The organism is Halalkalibacter akibai JCM 9157 (assembly GCF_000513135.1).
Lineage (GTDB): Bacteria > Bacillota > Bacilli > Bacillales > Bacillaceae_D > Halalkalibacter > Halalkalibacter akibai.
Window position 1 is genome coordinate 134,556 of record NZ_BAUV01000004.1, and the last position, 19,128, is coordinate 153,683.

16 protein-coding genes and 3 pseudogenes are annotated in these 19,128 nt (G+C 38.7%); 18 read left to right on the forward strand and 1 reads right to left on the reverse strand.

Annotation, left to right across the window (positions count from 1 at the left end):
* Positions 1–181 precede the first annotated feature (181 nt).
* The 8 genes and pseudogenes from fmt to spoVM all read left to right on the forward strand — a co-directional run bounded on the left by fmt (position 182) and on the right by spoVM (position 8,425).
* The gene (gene fmt, locus JCM9157_RS04285) at positions 182–1,132 is read left to right on the forward strand and encodes a methionyl-tRNA formyltransferase (RefSeq protein WP_035662542.1); all 951 of its coding nucleotides are present in this window, start codon (positions 182–184) and stop codon (positions 1,130–1,132) included.
* A complete protein-coding gene (gene rsmB, locus JCM9157_RS04290; protein ID WP_035662544.1) occupies positions 1,125–2,471 on the forward strand; it encodes a 16S rRNA (cytosine(967)-C(5))-methyltransferase RsmB in 1,347 nt (448 codons plus the stop codon). Before fmt ends, rsmB begins: the two co-directional genes overlap by 8 nt.
* Before the next feature lie 21 nt (positions 2,472–2,492).
* Positions 2,493–3,580: pseudogene (gene rlmN, locus JCM9157_RS04295) on the forward strand (dual-specificity RNA methyltransferase RlmN).
* A gap of 10 nt (positions 3,581–3,590) precedes the next feature.
* Positions 3,591–4,328, forward strand: coding sequence for a Stp1/IreP family PP2C-type Ser/Thr phosphatase (locus tag JCM9157_RS04300; RefSeq protein WP_035662546.1), 738 nt, complete (start codon positions 3,591–3,593; stop codon positions 4,326–4,328).
* Positions 4,328–6,337, forward strand: coding sequence for a Stk1 family PASTA domain-containing Ser/Thr kinase (gene pknB / locus JCM9157_RS04305; protein ID WP_035662549.1), 2,010 nt, complete (start codon positions 4,328–4,330; stop codon positions 6,335–6,337). The genes JCM9157_RS04300 and pknB overlap by 1 nt, the downstream gene beginning before the upstream one ends.
* 66 nt (positions 6,338–6,403) lie before the next feature.
* Positions 6,404–7,288, forward strand: a complete 885-nt coding sequence (gene rsgA / locus JCM9157_RS04310) for a ribosome small subunit-dependent GTPase A (protein WP_035662551.1) — start codon at positions 6,404–6,406, stop codon at positions 7,286–7,288.
* Positions 7,288–7,956, forward strand: coding sequence for a ribulose-phosphate 3-epimerase (gene rpe / locus JCM9157_RS04315; RefSeq protein ID WP_035662554.1), 669 nt, complete (start codon positions 7,288–7,290; stop codon positions 7,954–7,956). The genes rsgA and rpe overlap by 1 nt, the downstream gene beginning before the upstream one ends.
* Positions 7,957–8,344: 388 nt before the next feature.
* Positions 8,345–8,425 carry a stage V sporulation protein SpoVM gene (gene spoVM / locus JCM9157_RS04320; RefSeq protein WP_035662556.1) on the forward strand — a complete coding sequence of 27 codons (81 nt, stop codon included), beginning with the start codon at positions 8,345–8,347 and terminating at the stop codon, positions 8,423–8,425.
* Between the two features lie 47 nt (positions 8,426–8,472).
* On the opposite strand, the gene rpmB is transcribed toward spoVM, so the two are convergent.
* A complete protein-coding gene (gene rpmB, locus JCM9157_RS04325; protein ID WP_035662559.1) occupies positions 8,473–8,661 on the reverse strand; it encodes a 50S ribosomal protein L28 in 189 nt (62 codons plus the stop codon).
* Positions 8,662–8,880: 219 nt separating this feature from the next.
* Here rpmB and JCM9157_RS04330 point away from each other — a divergent pair, with 219 nt between their 5' ends.
* From JCM9157_RS04330 to fabG, 10 genes and pseudogenes are all read left to right on the forward strand, one after another.
* Entirely contained in the window at positions 8,881–9,243 is a 363-nt protein-coding gene (locus JCM9157_RS04330; RefSeq protein ID WP_035662561.1) for an Asp23/Gls24 family envelope stress response protein, read from the forward strand.
* 20 nt (positions 9,244–9,263) lie between these two features.
* On the forward strand, positions 9,264–10,955 hold the full coding sequence (locus JCM9157_RS04335) for a DAK2 domain-containing protein (RefSeq protein ID WP_035662563.1): 1,692 nt from the start codon (positions 9,264–9,266) through the stop codon (positions 10,953–10,955).
* Between the two features lie 27 nt (positions 10,956–10,982).
* Positions 10,983–11,837, forward strand: a complete 855-nt coding sequence (locus JCM9157_RS04340; RefSeq protein ID WP_035662565.1) for a DegV family protein — start codon at positions 10,983–10,985, stop codon at positions 11,835–11,837.
* Between the two features lie 217 nt (positions 11,838–12,054).
* Positions 12,055–12,717 (forward strand): L-serine ammonia-lyase, iron-sulfur-dependent subunit beta, encoded by a 663-nt coding sequence (gene sdaAB, locus JCM9157_RS04345; RefSeq protein WP_035662568.1) that lies wholly within the window; start codon positions 12,055–12,057, stop codon positions 12,715–12,717.
* A gap of 14 nt (positions 12,718–12,731) precedes the next feature.
* Complete coding sequence (sdaAA, locus tag JCM9157_RS04350) at positions 12,732–13,619, forward strand: L-serine ammonia-lyase, iron-sulfur-dependent, subunit alpha (protein ID WP_035662570.1); 888 nt, start codon at positions 12,732–12,734, stop codon at positions 13,617–13,619.
* Positions 13,616–15,662: pseudogene (gene recG / locus JCM9157_RS04355) on the forward strand (ATP-dependent DNA helicase RecG). The gene sdaAA and the pseudogene recG overlap by 4 nt, the downstream one beginning before the upstream one ends.
* Before the next feature lie 87 nt (positions 15,663–15,749).
* Positions 15,750–16,331, forward strand: coding sequence for a transcription factor FapR (fapR, locus tag JCM9157_RS04360; RefSeq protein ID WP_035662573.1), 582 nt, complete (start codon positions 15,750–15,752; stop codon positions 16,329–16,331).
* Positions 16,328–17,323, forward strand: coding sequence for a phosphate acyltransferase PlsX (gene plsX, locus JCM9157_RS04365; RefSeq protein ID WP_035662576.1), 996 nt, complete (start codon positions 16,328–16,330; stop codon positions 17,321–17,323). The genes fapR and plsX overlap by 4 nt, the downstream gene beginning before the upstream one ends.
* Before the next feature lie 11 nt (positions 17,324–17,334).
* Positions 17,335–18,280 (forward strand): annotated as a pseudogene (gene fabD / locus JCM9157_RS04370) (ACP S-malonyltransferase).
* Positions 18,280–19,023 (forward strand): 3-oxoacyl-[acyl-carrier-protein] reductase, encoded by a 744-nt coding sequence (fabG, locus tag JCM9157_RS04375; protein ID WP_035662577.1) that lies wholly within the window; start codon positions 18,280–18,282, stop codon positions 19,021–19,023. Before fabD ends, fabG begins: the two are co-directional and overlap by 1 nt.
* Positions 19,024–19,128: the final 105 nt, after the last annotated feature.

Genomic DNA, 19,128 nt, shown 5'->3' on the forward strand with positions numbered 1-19,128 from the left:
AAGCGAGCGATGAGCGGAGCCGCTGCAAGGATTGTTGCTATTCAATCCCTTTAAAACTTCTGAAGCGCAATGTAACGGAGCTGTTAAGGAAACATAATTGAAAAACAACTAATTGATTATAGCTATGAATTAAAAGCGATAGAACGTGCTCATATAATGAGCAACCAAAGGTGGTTAGAAAATGAGAATTGTTTTTATGGGAACCCCAGATTTTTCTGTTCCTGTGTTAAGTAGTTTAATAACAGAAGGGTATGAAGTAGTTGCGGTCGTCACACAACCGGATCGACCTGTAGGAAGAAAAAAAGTATTAACACCCCCACCTGTAAAAGTAGAAGCAGTTAAGCATCAAATAGATGTCTTGCAACCGGAGAAAATTAGAGAGTCGACTGAGGTAGAAAAAGTACTGGCTTATAAACCAGATTTAATTATTACGGCTGCTTTTGGGCAAATTTTACCCAAAGAATTATTAGAATTCCCTACACATGGTTGTATAAATGTGCATGCTTCCCTTCTTCCCAAATACCGTGGCGGTGCACCTATTCATCAAGCTATTATTGATGGTGAGGAGAACGCAGGAGTGACAATCATGTATATGGTGGAGAAATTAGATGCTGGAGACATGCTTTCTCGGGTAAGCGTGCCAATTGAGGAAGATGATCATGTTGGAACGATGCATGATAAATTAAGCATTGCTGGTGCTCAATTATTAATTGAGACAATTCCTCAGCTTATAAGTGGTCAAATTAAACCTGAAGTGCAAAAAGAAGAAGAGGTTTCGTTTGCGAGAAATATTACCAGAGAAATGGAACGTCTTGATTGGAGTCGTCCAGGAGAAGAATTATATAACCAAATTCGCGGGTTACATCCATGGCCTGTTGCTTATACATCTCTAGAAGGAAAGCCACTAAAAGTTTGGTGGGGAGAAAAAGTACCTTCAACAAGTTCGTTGGAACCTGGAGTTATAGAGAGAGTTGAATCAAACGGAATTATTGTGTCAACTGGTAGTAATAGCGCCATTAAGATAACACAATTACAGCCATCAGGTAAAAAGAAAATGGATGCAGAGTCGTTTATACGAGGAGCTGGATCCCATTTAAAATCCGGAATCAAGCTAGGAGAAGCAGATGAGTAAACCAGTAAGAGAAGTAGCCCTTGAAATCCTGCTACAAATAGAAAAAAATCAAGCATACAGTAACTTACTTTTAAATCAAACCGTTAATAGAACAAAACTTGATCCAAGAGATGTAGGTTTATTAACTGAACTAGTTTATGGAACGATTCAAAGAAGAGACACACTTGATTTCTATTTACAATCCTTTGTAAAGAAGGGAGTGAATTCACTTCAAGATTGGGTTAAAGTTTTGTTGCGATTGTCAGTCTATCAGTTAGCTTACCTTGATCGTATACCAGATCGTGCGGTGGTTCATGAGGCAGTAACGATAGCTAAAAAAAGAGGGCATAAGGGAATCAGTGGAATGGTAAATGGAGTGTTAAGGTCAATTCTTCGTGAAGGGTTACCAACTTTTGATAAGATTGAAGATGATCTTGAAAGATTAGCTCTTGAGACAAGCTTTCCAATTTGGCTAGTAAAACGTTGGTCAGATCAGTTCGGTTATGAACAAACAAAAGCGATGTGTGAATCCAGCCTTGTACCGCCTTCTGTAACTGTTCGTGTGAATAAAATAAAGGCGACGGTAGAAGACGCTATTTCACTCCTCGAAGAAGAGGGTTTAGAAGTCAGAAAAGGTGTATTATCTGAGGATGCCATCATCATTGAAAAGGGAAATGTTTTTAAAACGAATGCATATCGAGACGGTTATATCACGGCTCAAGATGAAAGTTCAATGTTAGTAGCAAGAGCTGTTGGAACTGAACCTAATATGACAGTGATAGATGCATGTGCAGCACCAGGCGGGAAATCAACACATATGGCTGAATTAATGGAAGGTCAAGGGAAGGTACTTTCTTTTGATTTACATGAACATAAAGTGAAGTTGATCCGGGAACAAGCATCTCGGTTAGGATTAGATAATATAACTGCAACTGCACTTGATGCTAGAACATTAACATCTCAATACGATAAAAATCAATTTGATCGGGTACTCGTTGATGCACCATGTAGTGGCTTTGGTGTCATTCGTCGTAAGCCAGATATAAAATGGTCGAAAGAATTAAAAGATATACAGGCAATTCAACGAATTCAACTGGACATTTTAACTGAAGCCGCTCAATTAGTGAAAAATGGGGGAAAACTAATCTATAGTACTTGTACTGTAGATAAAGAAGAAAATGAATTGGTCATTGAAAAATTCTTAAATGAGCATCCTCATTTTACGTTAGATGAAACATTATCTGAAAGACTGCCTTTAAAAGCGAGGCAGTCAACAACATTTGAAAATGGCATGATTACCATTTTACCTCAGGACTTTGAAACAGATGGTTTCTTTATTGCAAGTCTTGTGAAACAATAAGGATGAACGGAAGGTGACAACATGGAACAATTAAAAACAACTAGTGAAAAGCCAAATACAGATCAAAAGCGTTCAATTTATTCCATTCAATTCACAGAAATGCAAGATTGGTTACAGGAACAAAATGAACCTAAATTTCGTGCAACTCAAATCTTTGAATGGCTGTATCAAAAACGCGTATCAAGTTTCGAGGAGATGACAAATCTCTCGAAGGAATTAAGAGAAAAGCTTGAAACATCGTTTGTATTGACAACCTTAAAAATAGTGACGAGACAAGTTTCTTCTGATGGCACTGTGAAATTTTTATTTGAATTACATGATGGGTATTCGATTGAAACAGTTGTGATGCGTCATGAATATGGAAATAGTGTTTGTGTAACTACTCAAGTAGGGTGCCGCCTAGGCTGTACGTTTTGTGCCTCAACACTAGGGGGCTTAAAACGCAACTTAGAATCTGGTGAAATTGTTGCTCAAGTATTAGAGTCTCAACGGGCGATGGATGAAGTAGAAGAACGAGTAAGTTCTGTTGTAGTAATGGGGATTGGCGAGCTTTTGATAACTATGATGAACTAGTACCATTTCTAAAAACAATTAATCATGAAAAGGGCTTAAACATTGGTGCTCGACATATTACCGTTTCTACAAGTGGTGTAGTCCCTAAAATATATAAATTTGCGGACGAAAAAATGCAAATTAATTTTGCTATTTCACTACATGCTCCGACAACGGAAATCAGAAGCAAACTAATGCCTGTTAACCGTGCATGGCCACTTCCTAAACTGATGGAATCAATTAAGTATTATATTGAAACAACTGGTCGCAGAGTAACCTTTGAGTACGGTTTATTTGGCGGAGTGAATGATCAAGAAGAACATGCGGAGCAATTAGCTGATTTAATTAAAGATATTAAATGCCATGTGAATTTAATACCCGTTAACTATGTACTTGAGAGAGATTATGTGAGAACACCTAAAAATCAAATTTTTGCATTTGAAAAGGTTCTAAAAAATCGTAAAATTAATGTGACGATCCGTCGTGAACAAGGTCACGATATTGATGCTGCATGTGGTCAGCTTCGTGCGAAGGAGCGAAAAGAAGAAACGAGGTGATTTTTAAGAGATGGAGTTTACATTTCAAACAGATGTAGGAAAAGTCAGAGCTCATAATGAAGACAGTGGTGGGGTATTTGAGAATAAATTTGGCATTCTAGCTGTTGTGGCTGATGGTATGGGTGGACATCGGGCTGGTGATGTAGCTAGTGCGATGGCAACTGATTATTTGCGGGATTTATGGGCAAAAGAGCAAGAAATCATTTCAGTTAAAGAAGCAGAAAAGTGGTTAGTAGAGCAGTTTGAATTGTTGAACAAAAAACTTTATACTCATGCAAAAAATCATGAGGAATGTTACGGGATGGGGACTACGTTAGTTGTAGCTCTTTGCACGAAGGAGTTTATTAGTATTGCTCATATTGGGGATAGTCGAGCTTATCTTTTTAACGAATTTGGTTTCCAACAAAAAACAAATGATCATTCTCTCGTGCAAGAATTAGTTCGCAATGGTCAAATTACGGAAGAAGAAGCAGAACACCACCCACGAAGAAATGTGTTATTGAGAGCACTAGGAACGGAAACTGAGATTAAAATTGACGTAACGACTTTACAAACAGAAGAAGATCAACTGGTATTATTGTGTTCTGACGGATTAACCAATAAATTATCATCAGATGATCTAAAAGGGCACCTTGAAAAACAAGTACCGATTCATGAAAAAGCAAAAGAGTTGATTCATCTCGCAAATGAGCGCGGCGGAGAAGACAACATAACGGTAGCTATCGTTCAATATAGGGGTTTTGAGTAATGATAGGTGAACGAATTAGTGGTCGTTATCAAGTTCTTGAAACCATCGGTGGCGGTGGAATGGCTAATGTATACAAAGCGCTCGATGTCATTCTCGACCGACATGTAGCTGTAAAAGTACTTCAACCACAGTTTTCAGATGATCCTCAGTTTATTAAGCGATTTAGAAGAGAGGCTCAAGCAGCAACAAGTTTAGCTCATCCAAACATTGTTAATATTTATGATGTTGGAGAAGAAGGAAATACCTACTACATAGTCATGGAATATGTTGAGGGTCAAACGTTAAAAGAGTTAATACAATCTCACGGTCCGTTACCGGTAGAAGATTGTGTGGATTACATGGAACAAATGCTTGCTGCACTTGAACACTCGCATGCAAACCATATCATTCACAGAGATATCAAGCCTCACAATATCCTAATTAGTCGAGAAGGTGTTGTCAAGGTTACAGATTTCGGTATTGCACGTGCAATTTCAGCAGCTACCATTACCCATACAAACTCAGTAATGGGTTCGGTACACTACTTATCACCTGAGCAAGCCCGTGGTGGGCATGTTACGTATAAGTCGGATATATATTCATTGGGAATTGTTTTATATGAAATGGTTACAGGAGTACTTCCTTTTTCTGGTGATACAGCTGTTTCTATTGCGATCAAACATTTACAAAATGATGTTCCGTCGGCTCGAGCCAAAATTCCTACTTTGCCTCAAAGCATTGAAAATATTATTGGAAAAGCAACAGTAAAGGACCCAACAAAAAGATATGCAACTGTTAGGGAAATGGAAGAAGATATTGTAACTGCCTTAAACCCAGATCGAATTAATGAAGCACCTTTACAGCTTGGGATGGATGAAGAAGCAACAAAAGCCATCCCAATTATCCGTGAACATGAACAAGACCATACCGATTTAGACAAAACGGTGGAAATGCCCCCTGTGAAGAATGTCGCTGTGTCCCAAGCTCCAGTTGAAGAAAAGGACTTACAAGAAAAAACGAAGCCGGCTAAAAAACAAAAAAAGAAAAGAAGAGGCCTAACGATAGTCCTTGTTCTGCTTTTTGTATTAATTGGTTCGGTCGTAGCAGCTTTTGTTTTATTGCCTAATTTATTTAGAGTAGGTGAAGTAGTTATTCCTGATGTGACGGGGATGCCTTTTGAGGAGGCAGAACTTACTTTAGTAGAAAATGGCTTAACTGTTGAACGTGAAGATGTGAATGAAGATGATACTGTGCCAAAAGACTATGTCATTAGACAAAATCCTGCTCCTAACTCAACTGTAAAAGAAAATGCTACTGTTCGCTTATTTGTAAGCTTGGGTAAGGAAGAAATAGAACTGGATGATTATGTAGGTATGCCTATTGAAGAAGCTTTAAATATGCTAGAAAGATTAGGTGTTGAAGCTGAAACTACAGAACGACCAACTGATAATCAATCTCCAGGTATCGTGCTTTTTCAAGATCCTAGAGCAGGAACAAGCATTATTGTCGAGGAGACAACGGTTTACTTAACTTATAGTATTGCCGAGCAAATTAGATTAAGAGACCTTGTTAATAATGAAGAAGCGAGTGCCAGAAGTTATTTAAATGAGGTTGGACTAATACCTAAATTTGAAACAGCGTATTCTAACTCAGTAGCAGCAGGACTAGTTATCCGTCAAAATCCAGCTCCATATACAATGTTGGATAAAGGAGACGAGGTCAGGTTAGTACTATCACAAGGGCCAGAACCACAGCCTGAGCCAGAGCCTGATCCGATTCGTGTTATTCAAGTCAATCAACCTATTGGTGTTTCAGATGAAGATAGAGAAGCAGGAAATGAATTCCGCATTCGGATTGTGTACCGGGATGCTTCAACGGGTGGACAGGACCAGGTATTTGTAGAGGAGACGATTACTGAAACAACAGAGTATCCAGTCGAGCTACAAGTTAGTCCTTCTCAAAGTGGTTCTTTTGATGTGTTTGTAAATGGTGAATTAATCAAAAGCTCGGAAACGTATAGATACAATTAAAACGACAACATGGATGCTTTTGTTTAAAGTGTCTGTGTTGTTTCTAAATCAAGTAGGAGGTTTCGAATGGCAACAGGGATGATTGTTAAAGCTCTAAGTGGTTTTTATTATGTTCAAACAGAAGATGGCATCTTTCAATGTCGTGGCAGAGGAAACTTTAGAAAAAGACAAATTAAACCCCTTGTTGGAGATGAAGTGGAATTTGAAGCCGAAAATAGAACGGACGGTTACATTCTAGATGTGTTTGAACGTAAGAACGAACTAATTCGACCACCGATAGCCAACGTTGATCAAGCGCTACTTGTTTTCTCAGCTCTAGAACCGGACTTTAGTCCTTTGCTTCTTGATCGTTTTCTTGTACATATTGAAGCAAACGGCTTAGAGGCAATTATCATCATTAGTAAAGTCGACTTGCTTGGATCATCCATTCCAATCGATATTTTGAAATATAAAGAACAATATGAAAAAATTGGTTATACGGTATTATTAACCTCAACTTTGCAAAAAGATGGAATCGATCAAATTATTCCATATTTAGATGGGAAAGTAAGTGTAGTAGCTGGCCAGTCTGGGGTTGGTAAATCTTCATTACTAAATAGTTTGAAACCAGAGCTTAACATTGAAACTAATGAGATTTCTTCTCATTTAGGAAGAGGGAAACATACGACAAGGCATGTGGAGCTTTTAAGAATAGGAAATGGACTTGTCGCAGACACTCCAGGGTTTAGTTCTTTAGATTTTATAGATCTTGAAACAGAGGATCTTTCAGGATGCTTTCCTGAAATGGAGAGACTGTCTGCTGACTGTAAGTTTAGGGGATGTACTCATACGTCAGAACCAAAATGTGCGGTAAAAGCAGCGCTAGAGAAAGAGGAGATAGGTGAATCAAGAATGAAGCATTATCTCCAATTTTTAGAGGAAATCAAAAATCAAAAAAGGAGGTATGATTGATGATCAAAATTGCCCCTTCTATCCTATCAGCTGATTTTTCCAAGTTAGGTGAAGATATTAAAGAAGTAGAGCTTGGGGGAGCTGATTACATCCATGTTGATGTTATGGATGGTCATTTTGTACCAAACATTACAATTGGTCCCCTAGTTGTCGAAGCGATTCGTCCTATTACAAATCTGCCATTAGATGTTCACCTGATGATTGAAAATCCAGATCAATTTATTCCGCAGTTTGCGAAAGCCGGTGCAGATATTCTTTCTGTGCACGTGGAAGCTTGCACTCATTTACATCGTACGGTTCATTTAATTAAAGATTACGGGGTGAGGGCAGGAATTGTTTTAAATCCAGCGACGCCTGTAGAAGTAATTGAACCAATTATTGAAGATGTCGATCTTGTTTTATTAATGACTGTCAATCCCGGTTTTGGAGGACAGAGATTTATTGAATCAGTTTTAACCAAAATAAAGAAAGTTTCAGAGCTTGCAAAAAGTAGAAACTTAACGATTGATATTGAGGTTGATGGTGGTGTGAATTTCACTACCGCAAAAAAATGCGTAGAAGCAGGAGCGAATGTTCTTGTTGCGGGATCAGCCATCTACAATGAAATAGATCGAGCAAAAGCAATTGCCGAAATTAGAGGGGACTTTAATAAAGAAACAAATCGTTAAGAAACTTTATTTATTTTATTTATGACGTTAAAACCTTAATATAATGGGCTTTGTCACAAAAGAAATTCTTTTGACAAGCTCTTTTTTTTATATTCAAATGAACATTCTTTGTAATCAGACATATATTGAGGTATAGGGCATATGCATAATGATAGAGAGACGAGGATAAGTTGCTCAAAGTGGTAAATTGATATGACAATAAAAAAATAGGTATAGTTTGTCGTATCTGCATATATTAGTTTAAGAGCAATTATTTTATCCTTATCATAATTCTTGTCTGAGCAAATGGCTTGAAGGATAGGGGCGACTTCGCTTCACGTCCTATGGTCGTGAGTTAAGTTTCTTGAATAATATCCCCGTGGGCTATTCACGTTGAGGAGGAGGAGCTATGAAATTCTACACGATCAAGCTACCTAAATTCTTAGGTGGGTTTGTCAAGGCAGTACTGAACTCATTCAAAAAAGGGTAAACAAAAAAGCACCGAATTACGGTGCTTTTTTGCAAGTTATTAGAAACTTAAACGCGTTCTACTTTACCAGACTTAAGTGCGCGAGTTGAAACGTATACACGTTTAGGCTTGCCGTCTACTAAAATACGAACCTTTTGTACGTTAGCACCCCAACGGCGCTTCGTTTTATTTAGTGCGTGAGAGCGCTTGTTTCCAGTACGCGCTGTTTTTCCAGTAATATAACATTTACGTGCCATGATATGCACCTCCTTATTCCCAATACAGACCTTAAATCATACTTGAATATAGTAGCATAGCGCTTTATATAATGCAATAGCTTCCTCGAAAGTTTATCAAGTAAAGTTGCTTGACAGAGCTTAATAAAGGTGGAAAAAACGAATACACTTTTAAATTCATTGATATTATAGTAAAATGACGATATTGAATCAAGTTTTGTCTTCAGAGGAGGAATGGGAATGTCAATTGAAATGAAAACTCAGTTAGGTACAGTAGATGTTTCAAAAGATGTTGTAGCTACGATTGCTGGTGGAGCAGCTATTGATTGTTATGGAATTGTCGGAATGGCATCTCAAAAGCAGTTAAAAGACGGAATTACAGATCTGCTCGGAAAAGAAAATTTCCGACGTGGCGTGGTCATTCGTGAAGACGAAGAGCAAATTCATATTGATATGTACATCATTGTTAGCTATGGCACGAAAATTTCTGAGGTGGCTTACAACGTGCAAACAAAAGTGAAATATCAACTAGAACAAATGTTAGGGCTTGATGTTGATTCTGTGAACATTTTTGTTCAAGGTGTCCGCGTCACGAACCCGTAAGTGCTAGTTTTAGGAGGAAAATGTTTGTGGCAAACCATATTGAAGGTAAGAAGCTCGCTTACATGTTTATTGAGGGAGCAGAGAATTTATCAAAGAATGTAAAAGTAGTTGACGCATTAAATGTTTTTCCGGTTCCAGATGGTGATACGGGAACAAATATGAATCTCTCTATTACTTCAGGCGTAAAGGAAGTTAAACAAAACATCCAAGACGATGCTTCTAAGGTCGCTGGCTCTTTTGCAAAAGGCTTATTGATGGGGGCAAGAGGTAATTCGGGTGTTATTTTATCTCAGCTATTTAGAGGATTTTCAAAGCAGGTCGAAGGTAAAAGTCAGATTACAGCCGCTGATTTAGCTCAGGCTTTTGAGCGTGGCGTTGAAACAGCTTATAAGGCAGTAATGAAACCTGTTGAAGGAACGATTCTAACAGTTGCCAAAGACGCAGCAAAGCATTCATTAAAAGTTTCAAAAAAACATAATGACGTTATTTATGTGATGGAAGAAACTTTAAAAGAGGCGAAAGCTTCATTAAAAAGAACCCCTGATTTATTACCAGTGTTAAAAGAAGTAGGAGTAGTGGACTCTGGGGGCCAAGGACTTGTTTATATTTATGAAGGATTCTTGGCGGCTTTAAAAGGAGAAGCATTACCTGAAGCTATTTCTTCAGAATACGTATCAATGGACAATCTGGTCAAGATTGAACACCATAATGCACAAAGCCATATGGCTACAGAAGATATCGAATTTGGCTTCTGTACGGAAGTGATGGTTCGAATCCAAGAAGAAAAGCTAATTACTAATCCTTATGATGAACAGAAATTCAGACAAGAATTAAGTGAAATAGGTGATTCTCTCTTAGTCGTTTCAGATGAAGATCTTATAAAAGTACATATTCATGCTGAACAACCAGGAGAAGTTCTTACGAAGGCGCAAAGGTATGGAGAATTAATTAATATTAAAATAGAGAACATGCGAGAGCAACATACACACCTTCTTGATGAAACGAAAGAAGCTTACGGACAAAAATCAAAACCTGATTTAACTAGCAAAGAAAAGAGTGAATTCGGAATTGTAACGGTCGCAATGGGAGAGGGAATTGCTAAGTTGTTTAAAGGATTAGGGGCTGGGGTAGTCATTGAGGGTGGACAAACAATGAACCCAAGCACAGAGGATATTGTTAACGCAATTGAAGAAGTTCATGCAGAAAAGGTCATTATCCTACCTAATAATGGCAACATTATCATGGCCGCTGAACAAGCTGCACAAGTGGTCGGTGAAAAAGCGATGGTTGTTCCTTCTAAAACAGTACCTCAAGGACTTGCTGCATTGTTATCTTTTAACCCAACCCAAGGGCTTGAAGTAAATGCAGGTATGATGAAGGATGCATTAACGACAGTGAAATCAGGTCAAGTTACGTTTGCTGTTCGTGACACAAATATTGATGGTATTGACATTAAGAAAAATGACTTCATGGGGATAGCGGAAAAGAAAATTGTTAGCTCAGGTGTGGATGTTTTAGAAGTAACAAAAGATCTTCTTCAACAAATGCTAGATGAAGACAGTGAGATTGTGACGCTAATTCAGGGTGAGGATGCAACAACTGAGCAAACAGAGCAACTTGCTTCCTTTTTAGAAGTAGAATTTCCTGAGGTAGAAGTGGATGTCCAATTAGGAAATCAACCACTTTACTCGTATATTATCTCAGTTGAGTAAAGGCGAACGGGTAAAGGAGCGATAAATTTGTCGAATATAAAAGTTGTAACAGATAGTACAGCCGATATTCCTGTTGAATTAATTGAAGAATTAGGAATAACAGTTGTTCCTTTAAATGTTATATTTTCTGATGATGAAATGTATGAAGATGGTGTGACGTTGACTTCAAATCAGTTTTACCAAAAAGTTAAGGAGAAAAACGTTATACCTTCAACATCACAGCCGACGCCTTATCAATTTGAAGAAGTCTATCGTTCGCTACTTGAAGAAGATGACACCCATATTTTATCGATACACTTATCGTCAAAGTTAAGTGGTACGTATCAAGCAGCTTCAATAGCTAAACAAACGATGGATGATATTGATTCAATACATGTTGTTGACTCTAAGCGTGCTTCCTATGCAATTGGAATTATTGTGGTCGAAATGGCTAGAATGGTTAAGGCGGGAAAATCGCTTGTCGAATGTAAGGCAAGACTTGAACATTTACTTAAAGAAACGACCGTCTTTTTTATGGTTGATACGCTTGAGTATTTACAAAAAAATGGGCGTATTGGAACGGCTTCTGCAGTATTAGGGTCTATGTTGAAAATTAAACCAATCTTGTCTTTATCCGAGCAAGGAGAGGTTATTCCCTTCGAAAAAGCTAGAGGGCAAAAAAAGGCTTTGAACCGAATTGTTGAGTTGCTAAAAGAACAGTATGGTTCACAACCTATACACGTAGGAATCTCACATGCAGTAAATGAATCATTAGCAGTTGAAATGATTGACCGGATAAAAGCGGAATTTAACGTTGAAAGTGATGTCATTACTTCAATTGGTGCTGTTATCGGTGCTCACGTTGGTCCTGGTACCGTAGCGATCTCAATGACAAAAGCTTAGAATGAATATGTGAGGGTGACTTACAGTGAAGAGTCAAACCTTTCTAGTATGCGGTATACAAGTAAAAGCATTGCTTTTCCTTATTTATATTGTATGACTAGTGGAGGTTGGTTCTACTGGGTCACTCTCTTTTTTTAGCGCATACAACGAGGCAATAAAAAAGGGAAAAGCCACCCTTTTCAGGGGCCTCCATACAACCTGAACGGAGGATAAGATTATGAAGTATCGTACGGTTTTCGATATTATTGGTCCTGTTATGATAGGACCATCTAGCTCTCATACAGCTGGGGCTGCGAGAATTGGTCGAGTAGCAAGAACTTTATTTGGGAAAAGTCCTGATTCAGCCCAAATCTATTTTTATGGATCTTTCGCCAAAACATATAAAGGTCATGGGACAGATGTAGCAATTGTAGGCGGTATATTAGATTTTGATACATCTGATAAACGAATTACAGAATCCATTGAGTTGGCAGAGCAAGCTAAAATAAAAATTGCCTTCCATGAAGAAGAAGCTGTTACGGACCATCCTAATACGGCTAAAGTAGTCCTAGAAAAAGGAACTGAGCGACTAGAGCTTGTTGGCATTTCAATTGGCGGTGGGAAGATAGAGATCATTGAATTGAATGGCTTTCAACTTCGTTTGTCCGGTAACCATCCAGCAATTTTAGTTGTTCATAATGATCGTTATGGTGTGATTGCGGGTGTGTCTAATGTCCTTGCAAAATATGAAATTAACATTGGCCACATGGAGGTTTCTAGAAAAGAAAAAGGAAAAGAAGCCTTAATGGTTATTGAAGTAGATCAAAATGTTGAAACTCCATTGCTGATCGAATTAGAAAATCTAGAGAATATTGTTAAAGTAACTAAAATTCATGATTAAGAGGAGGGAAAATCTTGTTTAAAAATGTAGCAGAACTAGTTGAGTTAGCAGAATCAGAAGGAAAAAAGATCTCTGAAGTGATGATTGAGCAAGAAATTGAAGTGACTGGACGTTCTAAAGAAGAGATCACAGGACAAATGCAAAGAAATCTACATGTGATGAAAGAAGCGGTGGAACGCGGGATAAAAGAAAAGGTGCGCTCAGTTTCTGGCTTAACAGGTGGGGACGCTGTTTTATTGCAAGAATATATAAAAAAAGGTCAGTTTCTATCAAGCGAGACCGTATTGGATGCAGTAAGTAAAGCTGTTGCTACTAATGAGGTAAATGCGGCTATGGGTACCATCTGTGCTACTCCAACTGCGGGGTCAGCAGGTGTTGTGCCAGGAGTTTTATTTGGATTGGAACAGAAGTTAAATCCATCTGAAGAACAAATGGTTCAATATTTATTTGCAGCGGGTGCTTTTGGGTTTGTAGTCGCTAATAATGCTTCGATATCTGGTGCAGCAGGTGGTTGTCAGGCTGAAGTTGGTTCTGCAACTGGAATGGCAGCTGCTGCCTTAGTAGAACTAGCGGGTGGAACTCCGAGTCAGTCTGCAGAGGCCATGGCAATCGCACTTAAGAATATGCTAGGTCTTGTTTGTGACCCTGTTGCAGGACTTGTGGAAGTTCCTTGTGTGAAGCGCAACGCCATTGGGGCTTCCATTGCAATTGTTGCTGCTGATATGGCACTAGCTGGTATTACGAGTCGAATTCCGTGTGATGAAGTTATTGATGCCATGTATAAGATAGGTCAAACAATGCCAGAAGCATTGCGCGAAACAGCTCAAGGAGGGTTAGCGGCGACGCCAACAGGCCGAGAACTAGAAGCAAAGATCTTTGGTTTGTCGCTAGATAAGAAATGAGTGTAATGGATCAAGCAGTAACAGAGGTAACAGGTGTTGGGGAAGAAACCGCTAAATTGTTGCAGGGGCTACGAATATATACGGTTGGCGATTTACTTGAACATTTTCCTTATCGTTATGAGGATTATCAGTTAAAAGATTTACATGAAGTGAAGCATGAAGAAAGAGTTACCGTTGTTGGCATTGTTCAAAGTGAGGTTAGCATTCGATATTTTGGTAAAAAGAAAAATAGACTTTCTTTTAGATTGCTTGTAAATCAAATTTTGGTGACAGTAACTTTTTTTAACCGTGCCTTTTTAAAAAGTCAAATTAAGCTTGGAGCCGAATTAACGATTACGGGAAAATGGGATCAACACCGGATGACGATTACTGGGAGTGAATGTAAGCAAGGAAGAGAAGAAAGAGAACAAACAATAGCGCCAATTTACTCTGTTAGTGGCAAACTCACAACTAAAGCAATCCGAAAATTTATTTATCAGGCTATGAATCAATTTAGCACGCAAATTCCTGATTTAATTCCTGAACAGTTGCGGGAATCTTATAAGTTACCTTCAAAAAGAGAGGCACTTTCTAGATTGCATTTCCCGCCGAATCCTGAATCAATGAAGCATGCCAGAAGAAGAATGGTTTACGAAGAATTCTTGCTTTTTCAACTAAAGATGCAGGCATTTTAGAAAAGCAAATAGAGACAAATCTAACGGTAGAGCTCTTGATATCCCAGAAAAAGAGATTCAGGATTTTATTAAACAACTACCTTTTCCTTTAACTAACGCACAGCAACGGGTTGTCAATGAAGTTATACAAGATATTAAATCTCCTTATCGGATGAACCGATTACTTCAGGGTGATGTAGGTTCAGGCAAAACAATTGTTGCGGCTATTTGTATGTATGCGGTTATTAAAGCTGGATACCAAGCGGCATTAATGGTTCCAACAGAAATCTTAGCTGAACAACATGTGCATTCTTTAAAAGGTATCTTGGAACCATTAGGTGTGACTGTAGAATTGTTATCAGGATCTGTGAAAGGCAAAAAACGTGCTGAAAAATTAAAAGCACTAGAAAATGGTGAGTTACAGTTATTAGTAGGTACGCATGCTTTAATTCAAGATGATGTACTGTTTAAAAATCTAGGCTTAGTCATAACGGATGAACAACATCGTTTTGGTGTAGAGCAACGACGCGTCCTCCGTGATAAAGGCGAAAACCCCGATGTCCTTTTTATGACTGCAACTCCTATTCCGAGAACATTAGCTATTTCTGTTTTTGGTGATATGGATGTGTCTATTATTGATGAAATGCCTGCTGGAAGAAAAACTATTGAAACGTATTGGGCAAAGCCAGATATGTTAGAGCGAGTTCTTGATTTTATAGAAAAGGAATTACAACAAGGTCGCCAAGCGTATGTCATTTGCCCATTAATAGAAGAATCAGAAAAACTGGATGTGCAAAATGCTATTGATGTACATATGATTCTAAAGCAACATTATAAAGATCAGTGGGGTGTTGGTTTGATGCATGGGCGTCTGCATCCTTCTGAGAAAGAGCAAGTTATGGATGCTTTTAGTAAAAATGAAACACAAATCCTCGTTTCAACAACTGTTGTTGAGGTAGGTGTGAATGTTCCTAATGCAACCGTTATGGTCATTTATGATGCAGAACGATTTGGATTAGCTCAACTGCATCAGCTCAGGGGCAGGGTAGGAAGAGGACAGGCACAGTCGTATTGTATTCTACTAGCAGATCCTAAATCTGAAGTAGGAAAAGAAAGAATGAGAATCATGACAGAAACAAACGATGGTTTTGTCCTTTCGGAAAGAGATTTAGAATTAAGGGGACCTGGTGACTTTTTTGGTTCAAAACAAAGTGGATTACCTGATTTTAAAATTGCAGATGTGGTTCATGATTACCGGGCCCTTGAAGTGGCTAGACAGGACGCCGTTGCCTTAATTCAATCAAGTGACTTTTGGACAAAGGAAGAGTACGAAGGATTACGGAAATACATTGAATATCAAGGAGTTTTAAATGGGCAAAAGATCGATTAGCTATTGAAATAAGAGTGAAGCAATTATATACTACTCTTAGTACCTAGTCATAATCTGATGAAGAGGAAAAGCGGACGGTGGAATGTAATGAAACGAAAAAAACAAGAACGGCAGGCCCTCCTTAAAGAAACATTAGAGTTAAATCCATTTATGACGGATGAGGCTTTAGCCGAACAGTTTTCTGTCAGCATTCAAACAATTCGTCTCGATCGCTTAGAGTTAGCTATTCCAGAATTAAGAGAACGAATTAAAGGTGTAGCGAAACAACAGCTAGATGATGTAAAGGCACTATCACCAGAAGAAGTAATTGGTGAGATTGTTGATCTACAGCTTGATGAGAGGGCAATTTCAATTTTAGATGTTGGATATGAGCATGTCTTCTCAAGAAGTGGGATTGCAAGGGGACATCATTTATTTGCGCAAGCGAACTCACTAGCGGTTGCGATCATTAATGACGAATTAGCTTTAACGGCGAAGGCGACCATTCGTTTTACAAGACAAGTGCAAGCAGGTGAACGAGTGATAGCTAAGGCAAATGTTCAAGGCATTGAAAAAGAAAGAACAACTGTTCATGTAAATAGTTATGTTGATCAAGAGTTAGTCTTTTCGGGTGAATTTATTATGTTCCGATCAAATGAAAGAGAGAGAAAAAGGAGAGAGTTCGAATGAACATTGCAATAGATGCTATGGGGGGAGATCATGCTCCAAGAGCCCAGGTAGAAGCTGCTCAGCAAGCGATACAAACTTTTCCTGAAATGTACATAACGCTAGTTGGCAATGAAGAAGACATTAAAAAACATTTAACTAACGATAAACAAATTACCATTTTACATACAACTGAAAAGATTGAAGATACAGATCAACCGACAACAGCTGTTCGTAGAAAGAAAAATTCGTCAATGGTTCTTGCTGCTCGTGAAGTAAAAGAAGGAAGAGCGGATGCTTGTATATCAGCAGGGAACACAGGTGCGTTAATGACAGCGGGCTTATTACATATAGGCCGCATTAAAGGGATTGATCGTCCTGCGCTATCTCCAATGCTCCCTACCCTTGATGGAAGAGGCTTTTTATTATTAGATGTAGGAGCTAATATGGACGCAAAGCCTGAGCACATTCAGCAATATGCTATTATTGGAAATACTTATATGGAAATGGTCAAAAAAGTTAGAAAACCTCGTGTGGCCCTTCTTAATGTTGGAACAGAGAATGGAAAAGGAAACGATCTGACTAAGGCAGCTTTTCCATTACTAGAGGCAAGTGATATTCACTTCATCGGAAATGTAGAAGCACGCGATTTATTGTCTGGTGTAGCGGATGTTGTCGTCTGTGATGGTTTTTCTGGGAATCTTGTCTTAAAAACGATTGAAGGAACAGCAGGAACTTTATTTTCTTTGTTGAAGAAAGAACTGACAAGCTCTTTTGTAAACAAACTAGCTGCAGGTGTCCTAAAATCAAGCTTTAAAGGAATCAAGGAACAGATGAGCTACTCTCAATATGGTGGTGCTGGTTTATTTGGGTTAAAAGCACCAGTTATTAAAGCACACGGTTCTTCGGATGCAACAGCTATGTTTCATGCTATTCGTCAAAGCAGAGATATGGTTGAACAACAAGTAGTAACCATTATTAAGAATGAAGTGGCCAAAACAGAAGAAAAAAGCTAGGAGGAATGTTTGTGGGGAAAGTTGCTTTTTTATTCCCAGGACAAGGATCACAAGTTGTTGGAATGGGAAAAGAGTTAGTAGAACAAGAGCAAATAGCTAGGGCTATTTTCGAACGTGCAGATCAGACTTTACAATTTTCTTTGTCAGAAGTCATGCTACAAGGTCCGGAAGATACGTTAAAAAGAACGGAAAATACTCAACCAGCATTAGTGACGATGAGTACAGCTGTATTGCAACTCTTTAACGAAGAAGGTATTCAACCGGATTATGTTGCTGGTCACAGTCTAGGAGAATACACTGCACTAGTTGCTGCTGGAGCAATGTCATTTGAGGACGCGGTTGTCGCTGTTAGAAACCGTGGGTTATTTATGGAAGAGGCGGTTCCGTTTGGAGAAGGGGCAATGTCAGCTGTTTTAGGGTTAGAAAGAGATGTTTTAGAGAAAGCTTGCTCTTTTGCTAGTCAGGAAAATGAAACAGCCGAGTTAGCTAATCTAAATTGCCCAGGGCAAATTGTCATCTCAGGTTCAGCAAAAGGAGTTGAATTAGCAGGGGTAAAAGCAAAAGAGGCTGGTGCCAAAAGAGTTATTCCATTACAAGTGAGTGGACCCTTCCATTCAAGCTTAATGAAACCAGCGGCAGAAAAATTAGAACAAGTTCTTAGTCAACTAACAATTACTAATGCAAAAATACCAGTTGTTGCTAATGTCTCTGCGACTGTTGTTCAAGATGCAGAAGAGATACAAGCGAATCTAATTAAACAAGTGTTTTCCCCAGTCCTATGAGGATACAATTCGAGCACTTTTAGATGCCGGAGTAGATACTTTTATAGAGGTTGGATCTGGAAATGTTTTAACAGGGCTCGTTCGGAAAGTTGATAGACGTGCTACAGCTTTAGCCGTAAGCAACCGAGAAGGTGTTCTAAAAGTAAAAGAGTTGTTAGAAGGAGTGACTGAATAATGTTACAAGGTAAAGTGGCAATTGTTACTGGAGCTTCACGTGGAATTGGTAGAGCAACCGCAATCGAGCTTGCTCGTAACGGTGCCAATGTTGTCGTGAACTACGCAGGTAGTCAAGAACGGGCAGAACAGGTTGTTGCTGAAATAAAAGCGTTAGGTGCAGATGCTATTGCTGTTAGGGCGGATGTTGCCGATAGTGAACAAGTACAAGCTATGGTGAAAGAAACTATTGGAACTTTTGAGCGTGTTGACATCTTGGTCAATAATGCTGGAATTACTAAAGATAATTTAATTATGAGAATGAAAGAAGATGAATGGGATGCCGTTATTAATACGAACTTAAAGGGCGTATTTAATTGCGGGAAAGCTGTTACACGTCAAATGATGAAGCAACGTTATGGCCGAATTATTAATGTTGCTTCTGTAGTTGGTGTCTTAGGCAATGCGGGACAAGCTAATTATGTCGCAGCCAAAGCTGGTGTAATTGGTCTTACGAAAACGATGGCAAGAGAGCTCGCTAACCGTAATATTCATGTGAATGCAGTTGCCCCTGGATTTATTGAAACTGATATGACAGATGAACTTGGCGATGACATGAAGGCGCAATTGTTAGGTCAAATTCCGTTAGCTAGTTTAGGGAAACCAGAAAACATTGCGAATGTCATTCGTTTTTTAGCTAGTTCTGATGCTGATTATATGACAGGACAGACCATTCATGTAGATGGCGGGATGGTCATGCCATAAATTAAGAAATGATGGCTTGACAGAAGGGGTTAATCATCGGTAAACTTTTCCTAGCCTTCCATCCACTCATTTTTTAGATTAACCATTAGAATTTGAAATTAGAGA